This window comes from Vannielia sp. ABF1_015 (genome assembly GCF_056160745.1).
Window position 1 is genome coordinate 738400 of record NZ_JBSWXT010000001.1, and the last position, 15497, is coordinate 753896.

The 15497-nt window shown below is 63.2% G+C and carries 21 protein-coding genes; 18 read left to right on the forward strand and 3 right to left on the reverse strand.

Annotation, left to right across the window (positions count from 1 at the left end; translation table 11 throughout):
• The first annotated feature begins 3 nt into the window (after positions 1-3).
• From rplR to ACXAG6_RS03820, 5 genes are all read left to right on the forward strand, one after another.
• Positions 4-363 carry a 50S ribosomal protein L18 gene (gene rplR / locus ACXAG6_RS03800; protein ID WP_475335155.1) on the forward strand — a complete coding sequence of 120 codons (360 nt, stop codon included), beginning with the start codon at positions 4-6 and terminating at the stop codon, positions 361-363.
• 114 nt (positions 364-477) lie between these two features.
• Positions 478-1062: a 30S ribosomal protein S5 gene (rpsE, locus tag ACXAG6_RS03805; RefSeq protein WP_140012687.1), complete on the forward strand. Its 585-nt coding sequence runs from the start codon at positions 478-480 to the stop codon at positions 1060-1062.
• An 11-nt stretch (positions 1063-1073) separates the two neighbouring features.
• Positions 1074-1262 (forward strand): 50S ribosomal protein L30, encoded by a 189-nt coding sequence (gene rpmD, locus ACXAG6_RS03810; RefSeq protein WP_140012688.1) that lies wholly within the window; start codon positions 1074-1076, stop codon positions 1260-1262.
• A gap of 120 nt (positions 1263-1382) precedes the next feature.
• The gene (locus tag ACXAG6_RS03815) at positions 1383-1607 is read left to right on the forward strand and encodes a hypothetical protein (RefSeq protein WP_475335158.1); all 225 of its coding nucleotides are present in this window, start codon (positions 1383-1385) and stop codon (positions 1605-1607) included.
• 347 nt (positions 1608-1954) lie between these two features.
• Entirely contained in the window at positions 1955-2731 is a 777-nt protein-coding gene (locus ACXAG6_RS03820; RefSeq protein WP_475335160.1) for an MBL fold metallo-hydrolase, read from the forward strand.
• Positions 2732-2791: 60 nt separating this feature from the next.
• Here the strand turns inward: ACXAG6_RS03820 and ACXAG6_RS03825 are convergent, their stop codons facing one another.
• Both ACXAG6_RS03825 and ACXAG6_RS03830 read right to left on the reverse strand, forming a co-directional pair.
• A complete protein-coding gene (locus ACXAG6_RS03825; protein ID WP_475335162.1) occupies positions 2792-4120 on the reverse strand; it encodes a DEAD/DEAH box helicase in 1329 nt (442 codons plus the stop codon).
• A gap of 333 nt (positions 4121-4453) precedes the next feature.
• Positions 4454-5632 carry an ammonium transporter gene (locus ACXAG6_RS03830; protein ID WP_475335164.1) on the reverse strand — a complete coding sequence of 393 codons (1179 nt, stop codon included), beginning with the start codon at positions 5630-5632 and terminating at the stop codon, positions 4454-4456.
• Between the two features lie 256 nt (positions 5633-5888).
• On the opposite strand from ACXAG6_RS03830, the gene ACXAG6_RS03835 reads away from it, so the two are divergent.
• The 9 genes from ACXAG6_RS03835 (at position 5889) to rplQ (ending at position 12051) form a co-directional block, all read left to right on the forward strand.
• Positions 5889-6269 carry a COG4315 family predicted lipoprotein gene (locus tag ACXAG6_RS03835; RefSeq protein WP_475335167.1) on the forward strand — a complete coding sequence of 127 codons (381 nt, stop codon included), beginning with the start codon at positions 5889-5891 and terminating at the stop codon, positions 6267-6269.
• Between the two features lie 172 nt (positions 6270-6441).
• Positions 6442-6918, forward strand: coding sequence for a 50S ribosomal protein L15 (rplO, locus tag ACXAG6_RS03840; protein ID WP_475335169.1), 477 nt, complete (start codon positions 6442-6444; stop codon positions 6916-6918).
• Between the two features lie 107 nt (positions 6919-7025).
• Complete coding sequence (gene secY, locus ACXAG6_RS03845; protein WP_140012695.1) at positions 7026-8405, forward strand: preprotein translocase subunit SecY; 1380 nt, start codon at positions 7026-7028, stop codon at positions 8403-8405.
• Entirely contained in the window at positions 8402-8983 is a 582-nt protein-coding gene (locus ACXAG6_RS03850; protein ID WP_475335171.1) for an adenylate kinase, read from the forward strand. The genes secY and ACXAG6_RS03850 overlap by 4 nt, the downstream gene beginning before the upstream one ends.
• Complete coding sequence (locus tag ACXAG6_RS03855) at positions 8980-9294, forward strand: hypothetical protein (RefSeq protein WP_475335174.1); 315 nt, start codon at positions 8980-8982, stop codon at positions 9292-9294. Before ACXAG6_RS03850 ends, ACXAG6_RS03855 begins: the two co-directional genes overlap by 4 nt.
• A 310-nt stretch (positions 9295-9604) precedes the next feature.
• A complete protein-coding gene (gene rpsM, locus ACXAG6_RS03860) occupies positions 9605-9973 on the forward strand; it encodes a 30S ribosomal protein S13 (protein WP_140012698.1) in 369 nt (122 codons plus the stop codon).
• 15 nt (positions 9974-9988) lie between these two features.
• Entirely contained in the window at positions 9989-10378 is a 390-nt protein-coding gene (gene rpsK / locus ACXAG6_RS03865) for a 30S ribosomal protein S11 (protein WP_140012699.1), read from the forward strand.
• A 108-nt stretch (positions 10379-10486) separates the two neighbouring features.
• Positions 10487-11503: a DNA-directed RNA polymerase subunit alpha gene (locus ACXAG6_RS03870; protein ID WP_475335177.1), complete on the forward strand. Its 1017-nt coding sequence runs from the start codon at positions 10487-10489 to the stop codon at positions 11501-11503.
• 131 nt (positions 11504-11634) lie between these two features.
• A complete protein-coding gene (rplQ, locus tag ACXAG6_RS03875) occupies positions 11635-12051 on the forward strand; it encodes a 50S ribosomal protein L17 (RefSeq protein WP_475335180.1) in 417 nt (138 codons plus the stop codon).
• A 112-nt stretch (positions 12052-12163) separates the two neighbouring features.
• Here the strand turns inward: rplQ and ACXAG6_RS03880 are convergent, their stop codons facing one another.
• Positions 12164-12334 (reverse strand): hypothetical protein, encoded by a 171-nt coding sequence (locus ACXAG6_RS03880; protein WP_475335182.1) that lies wholly within the window; start codon positions 12332-12334, stop codon positions 12164-12166.
• Between the two features lie 79 nt (positions 12335-12413).
• Here ACXAG6_RS03880 and ACXAG6_RS03885 point away from each other — a divergent pair, with 79 nt between their 5' ends.
• The 4 genes from ACXAG6_RS03885 (at position 12414) to ACXAG6_RS03900 (ending at position 15433) form a co-directional block, all read left to right on the forward strand.
• Positions 12414-13025 (forward strand): autoinducer binding domain-containing protein, encoded by a 612-nt coding sequence (locus ACXAG6_RS03885; protein WP_475335184.1) that lies wholly within the window; start codon positions 12414-12416, stop codon positions 13023-13025.
• 68 nt (positions 13026-13093) lie between these two features.
• On the forward strand, positions 13094-13681 hold the full coding sequence (locus ACXAG6_RS03890) for an acyl-homoserine-lactone synthase (protein WP_140012703.1): 588 nt from the start codon (positions 13094-13096) through the stop codon (positions 13679-13681).
• A gap of 92 nt (positions 13682-13773) precedes the next feature.
• Positions 13774-15090 (forward strand): replication-associated recombination protein A, encoded by a 1317-nt coding sequence (locus ACXAG6_RS03895; protein ID WP_475335187.1) that lies wholly within the window; start codon positions 13774-13776, stop codon positions 15088-15090.
• A 187-nt stretch (positions 15091-15277) separates the two neighbouring features.
• Positions 15278-15433 (forward strand): hypothetical protein, encoded by a 156-nt coding sequence (locus tag ACXAG6_RS03900; protein ID WP_475335189.1) that lies wholly within the window; start codon positions 15278-15280, stop codon positions 15431-15433.
• Positions 15434-15497 lie beyond the last annotated feature (64 nt).

Below are 15497 nucleotides of genomic sequence, written 5' to 3' on the forward strand. Positions count from 1 at the left end.
CACATGGCAAACACCAAACGCCAACTGTTCCAGAAGCGCCGCATGCGCGTTCGGAGCAAGCTTCGCAAGGTGAACGCGGGCCGCGTGCGGCTCTCCGTCCACCGCAGCAACAAGAACATCAGCGTGCAGCTGATCGACGACCTGCAGGGCGTCACCCTCGCCTCCGCCTCCTCGCTGGAGAAGGATCTGGGCGTGGTCGGCAAGAACAACGTGGAGGCCGCCACCAAGGTGGGCGCCGCGATTGCCGAGCGGGCCAAGAAGGCCGGCGTGGAAGAGGCCTATTTCGACCGGGGCGGCTTTCTGTTCCACGGTCGGGTGAAGGCGCTCGCCGATGCTGCCCGCGAAGGTGGTCTGAAGATCTGACGATTGAAGGGGGCTGCTCGCGCGGCCCCCTCGATGATCCGGGGCGCAGCTGTTGTGCCACTTGGATTGAAACAACCGGCGCATCGCGCGCCACCTGAGAAAAGGACGCCATGAATGGCTGAACGTGACAACAACCGCCGGGGTGGCAACCGCCGCGACCGCGACGAGACCCCCGAATTCGCCGATCGCCTTGTGGCGATCAACCGCGTCTCCAAGACCGTTAAAGGCGGTAAGCGCTTCGGCTTCGCCGCGCTCGTCGTCGTTGGCGACCAGAAGGGCCGCGTGGGCTTTGGCAAGGGTAAGGCCAAAGAGGTGCCTGAGGCGATCCGCAAGGCCACCGAGCAAGCCAAGCGCCAGATGATCCGCGTGCCGCTGCGCGAAGGCCGCACCCTGCACCACGACCAGGAAGGTCGCCACGGTGCCGGCAAGGTCGTGATGCGCACCGCCCCGACCGGTACCGGGATCATCGCAGGTGGTCCGATGCGTGCTGTCTTCGAGATGCTCGGCATTCAGGACGTGGTCGCCAAGTCGATCGGTTCGCAAAACCCCTACAACATGATCCGCGCCACGCTGGACGGTCTCACCAAGGAAAGCAGCCCCCGGATGGTCGCGCAGCGTCGCGGCAAGAAGGTGGCCGACATCCTCAAGAAGCCTGAAGATGCCGCCGCGCCCGCCGCTGACGAAGCTGCGGAAGCCTGAGGAGACTGAGAATGGCCAAAACCATCGTCGTCAAGCAGATCGGCTCCCCGATCCGCCGCCCCGCCAAGCAGCGCGAAACGCTGATCGGCCTCGGGCTGAACAAGATGCACAAAACCCGCGAGCTTGAGGATTCCCCGAGCATCCGCGGCATGGTCGCCAAGATCCCGCACCTCGTCGAGATCATCGAAGAGCGCGGCTAAGCGATCCGGCGGATCATCCGCCGAAAGAGTTGAGGCACCCCGGCTCGAAAGAGCCGGGGTGTTTTCGTTTGCGGGCCGCTGTAGGGTGGGTGAAAACCCAACAACAAAACGAGCAGTCCCATGATCCGCGCAGCCCTTCCGCTTCTCCTTCTCGTCACCGCCTGCAAATACCGTGATGCTGAGGCGGTGATGAATTACCCCGACCAGTATCTGTGCAAGCTGGAGGGCGGGTATGAGCGCACCGAGAATGCCTCTGAGCGGCGGGCGGTGGAGGACGAAATCGCGCGGCGCGGGCTGGAGTGCTATCAGGGCGTGGTGAAGACGGATTCGCCGCTGTTTCGCTAGGCCGGGTGGCGGGCAGATTGCCCACCCTACGGGGCAGGTGAGCAGCCCTGCGTTTTCTGCATCGCGGCAATGCGATTTCAACTGTGGTTATTCCTTGGGCATCAGGCGTATCTGGCCGCCTGAAACGTGACCACTGTGGAGACTCACATGACCCGCCTTTTCGCCTTCGTCTCGCTGCTCTCGCGCGGCATCAAGGCCGAACCCTGCCCCCATTGGGCTGACTACCTGCGCCAAACGCGCCGCTGATTTCTGCCGGGGCGGCCAGAATTGTCTGCGCCTTACGGAATTGTCATTTGCCGCAGGGTAATCCGCCCTATCTCCTTTCCTATCAATAGGAGAGGACAGCCATGACACAGACCAGACGCACCTTTCTGGCCACCGCCGCAGCAAGCGCCGGGGCCATCACCATCCTGCCCTATGCCGCCCGCGCCGAGGCCCACGGTGGCGACATGTTCGAAACCGATGGCGGCAGCATCACCATCCATCCGGTCGATCACGCCAGCTTTGTGATGGAGACGCCTGCGGGCACCATCTACGTCGATCCGGTGGGCGATGCGGCGGGTTATGCCGACTTCCCCAAGCCCGACCTGATCCTTGTCACCCATGAGCACGGCGACCACTTCAATGCCGAGACCCTCGCAGCGCTGAAGGGCGAGGCGCATCTCATCGCCAATCCTGCGGTGGCCGAGAAGCTCGCTGATATGGCACCGGAAGAGGTGCTGGCCAATGGTGACAGCACCGAGTGGAACGGCGTCGCGATTGATGCGATCCCGGCCTACAACACCACCGAGGAGCGGCTGAACTTTCACCCGCAGGGGCGCGACAACGGCTATGTGCTGACCATCGACGGCTTCCGCACCTATATTTCGGGCGACACCGAAGACATCCCCGAGATGCGCGCGCTGGAAGACATCGACCTTGCCTTTGTCTGCATGAACCTGCCCTTCACCATGACGGCAGAGGCGGCGGCGAGTGCAGTGAAAGAGTTCGCCCCGAGCTACGTCTATCCCTACCACTACCGGGGCAGGGATGGCGGCACGCAGGATCCGGAGGCCTTTGCCGCGATGGTGGCTGATACCGCCGAGGTGAAATTCGGCAATTGGTACGACGAGATGGAAACCTGACTCGCAGCCAAACCCAAAAGTAAAAAGGCCCCGGAGCGATCTCCGGGGCCTTCGCTATTCTCAGGAGGCTGCGCGGTTGCCGCCACCCCCCTTGGAGCGGCGCGGCCTGCGGCGCTTCTGCCCGCCGGGCTTGGGCGCTGCCGCTGCGGGGCGGGCGGCCTTCTGGCCACCGCCGCCGCCACCGCCACCGCGACGCCTGCCACCACCGCCACCGGGCTTGCCACGGCCACCGCCGCCGCCACGGCTTGGGCGCTTGACCGGTTCCCATGCCTCGCCGGAGGCCACGGGGATGCTCTTGCCCATCACCTTCTGCACGTCCTTCAGCTCGCCCATCTCTTCGGCGGAGACATAGGCGATGGCGGTGCCGTCACGGCCCGCGCGGGCGGTGCGCCCGATGCGGTGGACGTAATTGTCGGGCACGTTTGGCATGTCGTAGTTGTAAACATAGCGCACCTCGGGGATGTCGATGCCACGCGCAGCCACATCGGTGGCCACCAGCACCATCAGCTCACCTTCACGGAAGCCTGAAAGCGCCCTGTCACGTTGGCCCTGACTCTTGTTGCCGTGGATCGAGCCTGCGGCAAAGCCAGCCTTCTCAAGGTTCTTCTTGATCCGCTCGGCGCCATGCTTGGTGCGGGAGAAAACGAGCGCCGCGTCGGTGGGGTGCTTGGCGAGGTGCTCGATCAGGAGAGACTGCTTGTCGCCCTGATCGACGAAGTGCAGGCACTGGTCGATCTTGTCGGCCGGTTTGCCGGCGGGGGCCGTTTCAATCTTCACCGGGTCGGTGAGGTAAGCGGTGGAGAGCTCTTCCATCAATTTCGGCATGGTGGCCGAGAATAGCATGGTCTGCCGGTCTTTCGGCAGCAGCGGCGCGATCTGGCGCAGGGCGTGGATGAAGCCCATGTCGAGCATCTGGTCGGCCTCGTCGAGCACCAGGAAACGGGCCTTGTCGAGCCGCACGGCCTTGCGCTCCAGCAAGTCGATCAACCGGCCCGGGGTGGCGACCAGCAGGTCGGTGCCTCGGCCCAGCTTCTGCATCTGCGGGTTGATGGAGACACCGCCAACCACAAGGTTGGTGCGCAGCTGCGTGCCCTTGGCGTAGCCCTGCAGGTTCTCCACGATCTGCTTGGCGAGTTCGCGGGTGGGAGCAAGGATGAGGCCGCGCACGGCCTTCGGGTCGGGCTTGCCCTCGATCCGCAGCAGGGCGGAAACGATGGGCAGGCCGAAGGCGGCGGTTTTGCCGGTGCCGGTTTGCGCAAGGCCCATCACGTCACGCCCGTTCATGGCGTGGGGGATGGCCTTTGTCTGGATCGGCGTCGGCTTGGTGATGTTCATTTCGGCCAGATTGGCCATGATCTTGGGCGGAAGGCCCAGCATGTCGAAATCCAAAGGATCGTCCTTTTCGGGCGAGCGGCAGAGGCCACCCGCAAATAGCGGGCGCGGCCCATCGCGGGCAGCGCGTCACAGTTGGGTTGCGCGCAAAGCACCACATCCGGGCCGGATTGCCCTCATGCTTGCCTTGGCGTCTGACCCCCCGCGTGATCTGGGAACCAATTTTTTGAAGAAAGTGCCGTGCGGGCCGTTTTGTTCATCGTATCGCCACGCTGCCCCGCTCACGCGGCGGGTGCGGCATGAGAGGCATATGAGGGGTAATGTGTTGAAAGTCAATGAATGGCGTCGGCCCCGGCGCCGAAACACCGGGGCGTTGCCGTTCTGCCCGCCTCAGGAGGCGTGGTCGTAGGCGCTTTCGCCGTGCACTGCGAGGTCGAGCCCGTTGAACTCGGTTTCCTCGTCCACCCGCAGCGGGGTGATGAGGCGGCAGAGGTAGATCAGCGCGAAGGTGACGACGATGGTGAACACCCCGACAATGGCGAGCGAGCCAAGCTGTGCTGCCCAGCTGCCCGCGCCAAAGGCCGCGATCATGATGGTGCCGAAGATGCCGCCCACGCCATGCACCGCCATCACGTCGAGCGCGTCGTCGATGCGCACCTTGTTGCGGATCAGGCCCACCGCCTCTTGGCAGAGGATGCCGGCCACAGCGCCGATCACCAGCGCCTCGATCGGGCCGACAAAGCCCGAGGCCGGGGTGATGGAGGCGAGGCCTGCGATGGTGCCGGTGACGGCGCCGACAACGCTCGCCTTGCCGTATTTGATCTTCTCCCAGAGCGCCCAAGTAAGGGTGGCCGTTGCGGCGGAGATATGGGTGACAGTCAGCGCCATGGCCGCGCCGCCATCTGCCGCCAGCTGCGAGCCGCCGTTGAAACCGAACCAGCCGACCCAGAGCAGCGAAGCCCCGATAACCACATAGCCCGGGTTGTGTGGCGGCTTGTTGTCATCCTTCCGGCGGCCGAGCACGGCGGCAAGGATCAGCGCGGCGATCCCGGCGGTTTCATGCACCACGATGCCACCGGCAAAATCCTTCACCCCGGTTTCGCCGAAGATCCCGCCATCGGCCAAAAAGCCGCCGCCCCAGATCCAATGCACCACCGGCGCGTAGCAGAGCAGCATCCAGAGGCCGGAGAAGAGCAGGACGAAGCCAAAGCCGATCCGCTCCACGTAGGCACCCACGATGAGCGCCGGTGTGATGATGGCGAAGGTCATCTGGAAGGCGAAGAAGAGGATTTCGGGCAGGGTGCCTGAGAGGCTGTCGGCGGTGACGCCCATCAGGAACAGCTTTTCATAGCCGCCCCACCAACTCGTCGCCTCGCCAAAGGCAATGGAGTATCCGGCGGCGAGCCAGAGAACGCTCATCAAGCAAGCGATGGCATAGCATTGCATAAAGACGCTGAGCACGTTGCGCGCCCTTACAAGCCCGCCGTAAAAAAGCGCCAGCCCCGGCAGCGTCATCATCAGCACCAACGCTGTGGCCACGATGATCCATGCGGTATCGGCTCCAACCATCTCGTCCCCTCCTCGGTTTGAACGCCGGTGAAAGAGCCCTCGCGCAGTGCAAAGAAAAGTGGCGAGTGCCTCGGGTTGTGCCTTTTTTCGCGCCGCTTCGGGAAATGCACGCCATATGGGCGAAATGGCGGGGGCATGCACAAAAAATAACAGAAAAGAAAATGCCGCTCGCGGCGAATAAACCGGGCACCCGGGGCGTAAGGGAGGTGTCTGCATGGTGCAGGCCACGATTTGTCATTCATTCGGAGCTATCAAAGTGACCAAGCTTTCCCTCCTCGCCCTTCTTCTCCTCCCCGGCGCGGCGTTTGCCGATGCCCATGGTGGTGCCCCTGTCGGCAGCGCCGAGATCGACGGCCAGCCCGTGTTGGTCGATGCCGCACAGATGACGCTGTACACTTTCGACAAGGACAACGGCTCCACCTCCAACTGCTATGACGGATGCGCCGGAAGCTGGCCTCCGGTGCTGGCCGAGGCCGGAACCGCGCTGCCCGAGGGGTTTGCCCTGACCGAGCGCCGCGATGGCAGCAAGCAGATCACTTACAAGGGTCAGCCGCTCTACCTCTGGGCCGGTGACAGCGCGCCCGGCGAGATGACCGGCGATGGCGTGGGCGGCGTTTGGCACGTGGCCAAGCCATAAGCGCTCCGGTGGCGGGCGAGGCCTTGGGCCGGAACCCCAGCGAGGAAAGGCTTGAACGCCCCGCCCGCCGCCGCTATACGCCCCCGGTGGCCGAACGGCCCGATTCATACAACACGAAACGCCGTGGCCGCCCATCTCGCTTCGGGGGCGCGTCCGGCTCAGGAGAAGCGACATGAAACTGAACGAACTCGCCCCCGCAGAGGGCTCCTCCCCGAAGAAAAAGCGCATCGCTCGTGGCCCCGGCTCCGGCAAGGGTAAAACCGCCGGTCGCGGTATCAAGGGCCAGAAGTCGCGCTCGGGTGTGGCCATCAACGGCTACGAGGGCGGCCAGATGCCGATCTACCAGCGTCTGCCCAAGCGCGGCTTCAACAAGCCGAACCGCAAGCAGTTCGCCGTGGTCAACCTCGGCCTGATCCAGAAATTCATCGACGCCAAGAAGCTCGACGCGAAGGGCACCATCGACGAAGACGCGCTGGTCGCTTCGGGCCTCGTGCGCCGCAAGCTCGATGGCGTTCGCATCCTCGCCAAGGGTGAGCTGACTGCGAAAGTCGCGCTCAGCGTCACCGGTGCCTCCAAGTCGGCCATCGAGGCCGTCGAGAAGGCTGGCGGCTCGCTTTCGGTCGCAGCCGCGGCGCAGGCTTCCGAGTAAACGGTTGTCGCTGGCGGCGCAGGCCCCTACATGGCTAATGACATACATGCGCCGCCGGTCCTGACAGGGCCCGGCGGCGCATCGGCATAACGAAAAGAGCACACTCCATGGCATCAGCAGCAGAGCAAATGGCCGCCAACATGAGCTGGGGGGCCATCGGCAAGGCCCCGGAGCTACGGCAGCGTATCTTCTTCACTCTCGGGCTGCTGATTATCTATCGCCTCGGCACCTACATCCCGGTGCCCGGTATCGACGGCACCGCCTTGCGGGCCTTCGTGGAGCAGGCGAGCCAAGGCTTGGGCGGTGTGCTCAACATGTTCACCGGCGGCGCCATCGGCCGGATGGGCATCTTTGCCCTTGGCATCATGCCCTACATCTCTGCCTCGATTATCGTGCAGCTCCTCACGGCCATGGTGCCGGCGCTGGAGCAGCTGAAGAAAGAGGGCGAGCAGGGCCGCAAGAAGATCAATCAATACACGCGCTACGGCACCGTGGCGCTGGCGACTTTCCAGGCTTATGGCCTTGCGGTTTCGCTGCAGAACGGCTCTGCCGATGGTGTGCCCTTCGTCAACGATCCGGGCCTCTTCTTCATCGCCTCCTGCGTTGTCACGCTGGTGGGCGGCACCATGTTCCTGATGTGGCTGGGCGAGCAGATCACTGCCCGCGGCATCGGCAACGGCATTTCGCTCATCATCTTCGTCGGCATCGTTGCCGAGCTGCCCGGCGCGCTGGCACAGTTCTTCGTGCAGGGCCAAACCGGGGCCATCTCGGGCGGGGTGGTGATTGGCGTGATCTTCATGGTCTTCGCCGTGCTCACCTTCGTGGTGTTCATGGAGCGCAGCCTGCGCAAGATCCACATCCAGTACCCGCGCCGTCAGGTTGGCATGAAGGTCTATGACGGTGGCTCCTCGCACCTGCCGATCAAGGTGAACCCGGCGGGCGTGATCCCGGCGATCTTCGCCAGCTCGCTGCTGCTGCTGCCGACCACCATCAGCACCTTCTCCGGCAACCAGACCGGCCCGGTGATGAGCACAATCCTCGCCTACTTCGGCCCCGGCCAGCCGCTCTACCTGCTGTTCTTCGCCGGGATGATCGTGTTCTTCACTTACTTCTACACCCACAACGTTTCGTTCAAAACGGACGACGTGGCCGACAACCTCAAGAGCCAGAACGGCTTTGTGCCCGGCATCCGCCCCGGCAAGCGCACCGCCGAATACTTCGAGTATGTCGTCAACCGCATCCTCGTGCTCGGCTCGGCCTATCTTGCTCTGGTCTGCCTGTTGCCCGAAATGGTGCGCGGCGGCCTTGGCATCACGGCCTACTTCGGTGGCACCTCGATCCTGATCATCGTGTCGGTTGGCATGGACACCATTCAGCAGGTCCAGTCGCACCTTCTGGCACATCAGTACGAAAATCTAATTGAGCGTTCGCAGCTACGCGGTAAAAAGCGTGGAGGTCGTGGCCGGAGGGGGGCAGCTCGCAGATGAACATTATACTTCTCGGACCGCCGGGCGCGGGCAAGGGCACACAAGCCAAGATCCTCGTCGAGAGCGAAGGCATGGTGCAGCTTTCCACCGGTGACATGCTGCGCGCCGCGCGCACATCGGGCACCGAAATGGGCAAGCGCGTCGCCGAGGTGATGGACCGCGGAGACCTGGTGACCGACGAGATCGTCATCGGCCTGATCCGTGAAAAGCTCGAAGAGGCCCCCGAGAAGAGCTACATCTTCGACGGCTTCCCCCGCACCCTCAAGCAGGCTGATGCGCTTGGCGAATTGCTGGCCGAGTTTGGCCGATCGCTCGACGTGGCGCTCGAGCTGCGGGTAAACGACGAGGCGCTGGTGGAGCGCATCCTCAACCGCGCCCGCGAGGCCGTGGCCGCCGGCGGCGAGGCCCGCGCCGACGACAACGAGGAAAGCCTCAAGACCCGCCTGCTCGCCTACTACAAGATGACCTCGCCGCTTGTTGGCTACTATTACGCCAAGGGCCTCTACGCCCGCACCGATGGCCTCGCGCCGATCGACGAGGTGTCAAAGGGCGTGCGCGAGAAGCTGGGGCTGGCTTGAACGACTGGAGCCAGCTCGCCCTTAGCGCCGCCGAAAAGGCCGGTTGCTTTGCCCGCTGCCCTGATCACCCCGAAAAACTGCTGGCGCTGGATCTGCGCGATGATCTTCTCGCAGAGCGCCAGGCTTCTGCGTGGCACGGGTTCGAGAGCGCCCTCAGAGCCGCGGGCTACGAAGGTAGCCCGGACGCACTGCAAGGCGATCTGATCGTCATACTGCAATCAGTTGACCAAGCCTGCCCGATTTGCGGTGCCACGGCCGCGCTCCCGGAAAACCCTGACCACCGGCGCCCGGCGCACCCTTGGGCCAAATAGGGCGCGGTCCGCCGCATAGACATGGCGCGCTTGCTGGCCGCGTTTATCACAATCCCCGGCACTGGCTTCCCTTGCCATGGGATTTGCGGCATCCTGCCTTCATGAAAGGTGAGCCGAGCGTCAGGATTGACAAATCCTGAACGTGCCCTTGACGCGCCGCCCAAATCCCCTTACTTGGGCGCTTCTCAACCGGGAATCGCCTGTCGCGACTCGGGTGAGCCACCCATCGGCCCGGGGGCGCAAACCCTTCGGGCCTCTGTTGTGAAAAAAGGTTCTGGCAGCACGGAACCGCAACCGAAGGAAGACCATTTTGGCCCGTATCGCTGGGGTTAACATCCCGACTGCTAAGCGCGTTCCGATCGCGCTCACCTACATCCACGGCATTGGCAACGATTCCGCCCGCAAAATCTGCGAGGCCGTTGGCATCGACCTGACCCGCCGTGTGAACGAACTGTCTGACGCCGAAGTGCTCGCCGTGCGCGAACACATCGACGCCAACTACACCGTCGAAGGCGACCTTCGCCGCGACGTGCAGATGAACGTCAAGCGCCTGATGGACCTCGGCTGCTACCGCGGCCTGCGCCATCGTCGCAACCTCCCGGTGCGCGGTCAGCGGACCCACACCAACGCTCGCACCCGCAAAGGCCCCGCAAAGGCCATTGCCGGCAAGAAGAAATAAGGGAGGGCTGCACAGATGGCACGTGATACCCGCCGCACGAAGAAGAAGGTTTCCAAGAACATCGCCGCTGGCGTTGCGCATGTGAACTCTTCGTTCAACAACACCAAGATCCTCATCTCCGACGTTCAGGGCAATGCAATCGCATGGTCCTCCGCCGGTACGATGGGCTTCAAGGGCTCCCGGAAGTCGACCCCCTACGCCGCCCAGATGGCTGCTGAGGATGCCGGCAAAAAAGCACAGGACCACGGCGTGAAAACGCTTGAGGTTGAGGTGCAGGGCCCCGGCTCGGGCCGCGAAAGCGCGCTGCGTGCGCTGGCGGCTGTCGGGTTCAACATCACCTCGATCCGTGATGTCACCCCGATCGCCCACAACGGCTGCCGCCCGCCGAAGCGTCGCCGGGTCTGAATTGAGCACATTCTGCCGGGGGGCCGAGGCCGCCCGGCATGTCATTTTATCCTCGGGCGTTCGCAGGCAGGGACATGGGCTGCGAACTGGTATGGAGGCGACATACACATGATCCACAAAAACTGGCAGGAACTCATCAAACCCACGCAGCTTGACGTGAAGCCGGGCAATGACCCCGCGCGTCAGGCAACCGTCGTGGCTGAACCGCTGGAGCGGGGCTTTGGCCTGACACTCGGCAACGCGCTGCGCCGCGTGCTGCTCTCGTCGCTGCAAGGCGCGGCGATCACCAGCGTTCAGATCGACAACGTGCTGCATGAGTTTTCCTCCATTGCAGGCGTCCGCGAGGACGTTACCGACGTGGTGCTCAACCTCAAGGGCGTCGCCATCCGTATGGAAGTTGACGGGCCTAAGCGCGTTTCGATCTCGGCCAAGGGCCCGGGCGTCGTGACCGCCGCCGACATCTCGGAAAGCGCAGGCATCGAGGTTCTGAACAAGGAACACGTGATCTGCCACCTCGATGACGGTGCCGATCTTTACGTCGAGCTGACCGTGAACACCGGCAAAGGCTACGTGGCGGCTGACAAGAACCGCCCCGAAGACGCGCCCATCGGCCTGATCCCGATCGACGCGATCTACTCGCCGGTCAAGAAGGTGTCTTACGATGTGCAGCCCACCCGTGAGGGCCAGGTGCTGGACTATGACAAGCTGACGCTGAAGCTCGAAACCGACGGTTCGGTGACGCCGGATGACGCCGTGGCCTACGCCGCCCGCATCCTGCAAGACCAGCTCTCGATCTTCGTCAACTTCGACGAGCCCGAAGCCGCTGGCCGTCAGGACGAGGACGATGGCCTCGAGTTCAACCCGCTTCTGCTGAAGAAGGTGGACGAGCTGGAGCTTTCGGTGCGGTCTGCGAACTGCCTGAAGAACGACAACATCGTTTACATCGGCGACCTGATCCAGAAGACCGAAGCCGAGATGCTCCGCACCCCGAACTTTGGCCGCAAGTCGCTGAACGAGATCAAAGAGGTTCTCTCGGGCATGGGCCTGCACCTCGGCATGGATGTCGAAGAGTGGCCGCCGGAGAACATCGAAGATCTGGCCAAGAAGTTCGAAGACCAGTTCTGAGAATTCGTGGGGTGCGCTCCGGCGCGCCCCACATACGACCCGGGCATTCTGCCCCAAGGAGAGCCGTCGCTACGCACGCCGGCCAGACAAAGCAAAACAGCCCGTAGAGGGCACCTTTTAGGAGAAGAAACATGCGTCACGCCCGCGGATACCGCCGCCTGAATCGCACCCACGAGCACCGCAAGGCGCTCTTTGCCAACATGGCCGGCTCGCTCATCGAGCATGAACAGATCAAAACCACTCTGCCGAAAGCCAAAGAGCTGAAGCGGATCATGGACAAGCTCATCACCCTCGGCAAACGTGGCGATCTGCACGCCCGCCGTCAGGCCGCCTCACGCCTCAAGCAGGACGCCTACGTTGCCAAGCTCTTCGAAGTGCTCGGCCCGCGCTACGCCGAGCGCACCGGCGGCTACACCCGCGTGCTGAAGGCTGGCTTCCGCTACGGTGACATGGCCCCGATGGCCATCATCGAGCTGGTCGACCGCGACGTGGACGCCAAGGGCGCCGCCGACAAGGCCCGCCTTGAGGCTGAAGAAGCCGCCGAGTAAGGCCGCGCGACCACACCGAACAAGAAAAGGCCCGCATGGTTCTCATGCGGGCCTTTTTCTGTGTTCCGCCTTGGTCGCGGCGAAGCGGGATTTTCCTCGCTTCGAAAGTGCGTCAGGCTGCGTGGCCTACCCCGGGTGATTCTTCGGTGGCCAGTTTTTCAATGAGGGATAGGATTTGCCCATCTGCCACAGGCGTCGATCCGATAAATTCCAACAGATCGGCGCGCAGCAGGGCGGGCAGCCTCATGAGCTGTGCAAAGGTTTCCGGCTTAATTTGTTGCATTCAACAACACTCCACTCGGTGTGTTCACTGGGGCTCAATTTAAGGTTGACTGGATTTGTGGCAACTTGTCTAAAAAGACATGTCTGACAAAAAGAGGATTGATAGGGAACTCGCGGCCCTCAGCAAACTGGCCCCTGCGGGGTATCACGCCGGGTTGCACATCCGTTTTGCTTCGCCGCTCGTTACCTTTCAAACCTACAATCAGGCATGGACCGATCATTACACCGCGCAGGCTTACGTCATGCGTGACCCGATGATCGCCTGGGGGTTTTCCACAGAAGGGGAAACGCGGTGGAGTGAACTGGAATTGCCGGACCCATTCGGCATTCTGGAAGAAGCCGCGGAGTTTGGCCTGAAGTACGGGGTGCAGGTTTCTTGTGGCCCGATCTCTTCACGCACCATTGCAGGAGCAGCGCGAGCAGACCGCGAATTTGAAGCGGATGAGATGGCCGAGATCGGCAAGATCATTCGCAGGCTGCACGACCTGACAGAGCCTCCGGAAAGTTTGACCCAGGCACAGATAGATGCTCTGCGCCTGATTGCAGCAGGGGATCGTCACACTGCTGCAGCTGCCAAACTCAACATCTCCGAAAGCGCGCTCAAGGCCCGCCTCACTTCCGCACGGGAAAGGCTTCGCGCCCGCACCACGGCCGAGGCGCTCCAGCGGGCCAAGGAATACAGACTGCTCTAGCGTGCCGACCTCTCCTGCTAGGCGCAGGGCTTGCTTTACCACCCACCCAAGCAAGCAGGAGAAATGCGATGCAAACCACCACCCTCTCTTTCGCCAACCTTCACAACCACGGCGAACTCTTTGCCAACCTTTTTCGCGCCCGAAAACAGAGCTTTATCGTGCAGAACAACTGGGATCTGCCCGAGGCGATGGGCATGGAATTCGACCAGTACGACACCCCCGCGTCGCGCTGGGTTGCTGTGCATGACGGCACCGAGATTCTCGCCGGTATTCGCCTCACGCCCACCACAGCGCGCTGCGGCATCTACAGCTACATGATCCGCGATGCGCAACGGCAGTTGCTCGATACCATCCCCGCCGATCTGCTCGACTACGAGGCCCCGGTTTCTGACACGGTCTGGGAATCGAGCCGGGTCTTCGTCAGCCACACCACGCCGATGAACATCCGCCGCCGGGTGCACGCGCATCTGATCATGGAGATGACAAATGCGGCCCGTGAGCTGGGGGCATCCGAGGTGCTTGGCCTGATCCCCGCAAACTGGCCGCGTTGGGCCGGGCGCTGCGGGCTCAAGGCCAAGGCCGCTGGCCGGGTGATGGATTTCGACGGCCATGACAACCAGGTTGTGTCGATCGACCTGCGCGACAACATGCACTAACCCGCGACACCCTTGCCGCGTGCCCGGGGCGGCCCTGCGCTGCCCCGGGCGAAACGCTTCCCCTTGCCTGCGCAACGCCCTACATCTGGCCCATGGCCGATCTCTTCGACACCTCCGCCTCAGAGCCCGCCGCAGGCAGCGCCCCGCGCCCGCTGGCCGACAGGCTGCGCCCTGCGCGGTTGGAGGAGGTGATCGGGCAGGAGCATCTGCTCGCCCCCGATGCGCCCTTGGGCGCCATGCTCACCTCGGGCAGCCTCTCGTCGCTCATCCTCTGGGGCCCGCCGGGCGTGGGCAAAACCACCATCGCCCGCTTGCTCGCCCATGAAACCGACCTCGCGTTCGTGCAGATCAGCGCCATCTTCACCGGCGTGCCCGAACTGCGAAAGGTCTTTGAAGCGGCAAAGCACCGCCGCAGCAACGGGCAGGGCACGCTGCTCTTCGTCGACGAGATCCACCGCTTCAACAAGGCGCAGCAGGATGGCTTTTTGCCCCACATGGAAGACGGCACCATCGTGCTCGTCGGGGCAACCACCGAGAACCCGTCCTTCGAGTTGAACGCCGCTATCCTGAGCCGCGCGCAGGTGCTGGTGCTAAACCGGCTGGACGGCAAGGCGCTCGAAAAGCTGCTGCTGCGCGCCGAGCAGGAGGTGGGCCACGCGCTGCCGCTTACCGGCGAGGCCCGCGAAAGCCTGCTTGGCATGGCCGATAGCGACGGGCGCGCGCTGCTGAACCTCGTGGAGCAGGTGGCGGGCTGGAAGGCCGATACCAAGCTCGACCCGAAGGCGCTTGCCGCCCGCCTGCAACGCCGCGCCGCGCAATACGACAAGTCGGGTGACGGGCACTACAACCTGATCTCCGCCCTGCACAAATCCGTCCGCGGGTCAGACCCTGACGCCGCGCTCTACTGGTTCGCCCGGATGCTGGAGGGGGGAGAAGATCCGCGCTTTCTGGCCCGCCGTATCACCCGCATGGCGGTGGAAGACATCGGCCTTGCTGACCCGGCCGCGCAAACCCACTGCCTGCACGCGTGGGAAGTGTATGAGCGGCTCGGCTCCCCCGAGGGCGAACTGGCGCTGGCACAGGCGCTCACCTACATCGCCCTCGCGCCCAAATCCAACGCGGTCTACGTCGCCTACAAGGCCGCCCGCGCCGCTGCCAAGAAAACCGGCTCCGAGCCGCCGCCCAAACACATCCTCAACGCGCCCACCAAGCTGATGAGCGAGCAAGGCTATGGCGATGGCTACCAATATGACCATGACGCCGAAGACGGCTTTTCGGGGCAAAACTACTTCCCCGACACCATGAAGCGCCCGGTCTGGTATCAGCCCGTCGAGCGCGGCTTTGAGCGTGAGCTGAAAAAGCGGGTGGAGTGGTTTGCGGGGCTCAGGGCCAAGCGAAACAAGGGCTAACACCAATCGCCTGTTTCAGAGCCTCTTTTGGGGCACGACATTTCTGTGCCGGAGTGCACAGTCAGGCCAGTTTCATGCCGAGACATTACCTTTTGCGCTTCCAATTCACGACACATTTTCCGGATCATTTTGCCACAGTGGAGGGCACCAGGAAGAAGCCTCAAGACAGTAAGAAGGGAAGAGCAAGATGAGTGACGCAACCGGAGTTTACCGCACCACGCATTCGAGCGGTATGGAGGTCGCATTTGTGGACAAGGGTGTAGGGAACCCCATCGGTATTCCGCGTGAACGCTACGAAAGCAGCGGCTACAAGCCGGCTTTCGATGAGCTGCCGCAAAAATAACCTGCGAGTTTAAGCCTGAAATCGAACCGGGCCATGGGATTGCTCCAGGAAAGCTCGCCCATGG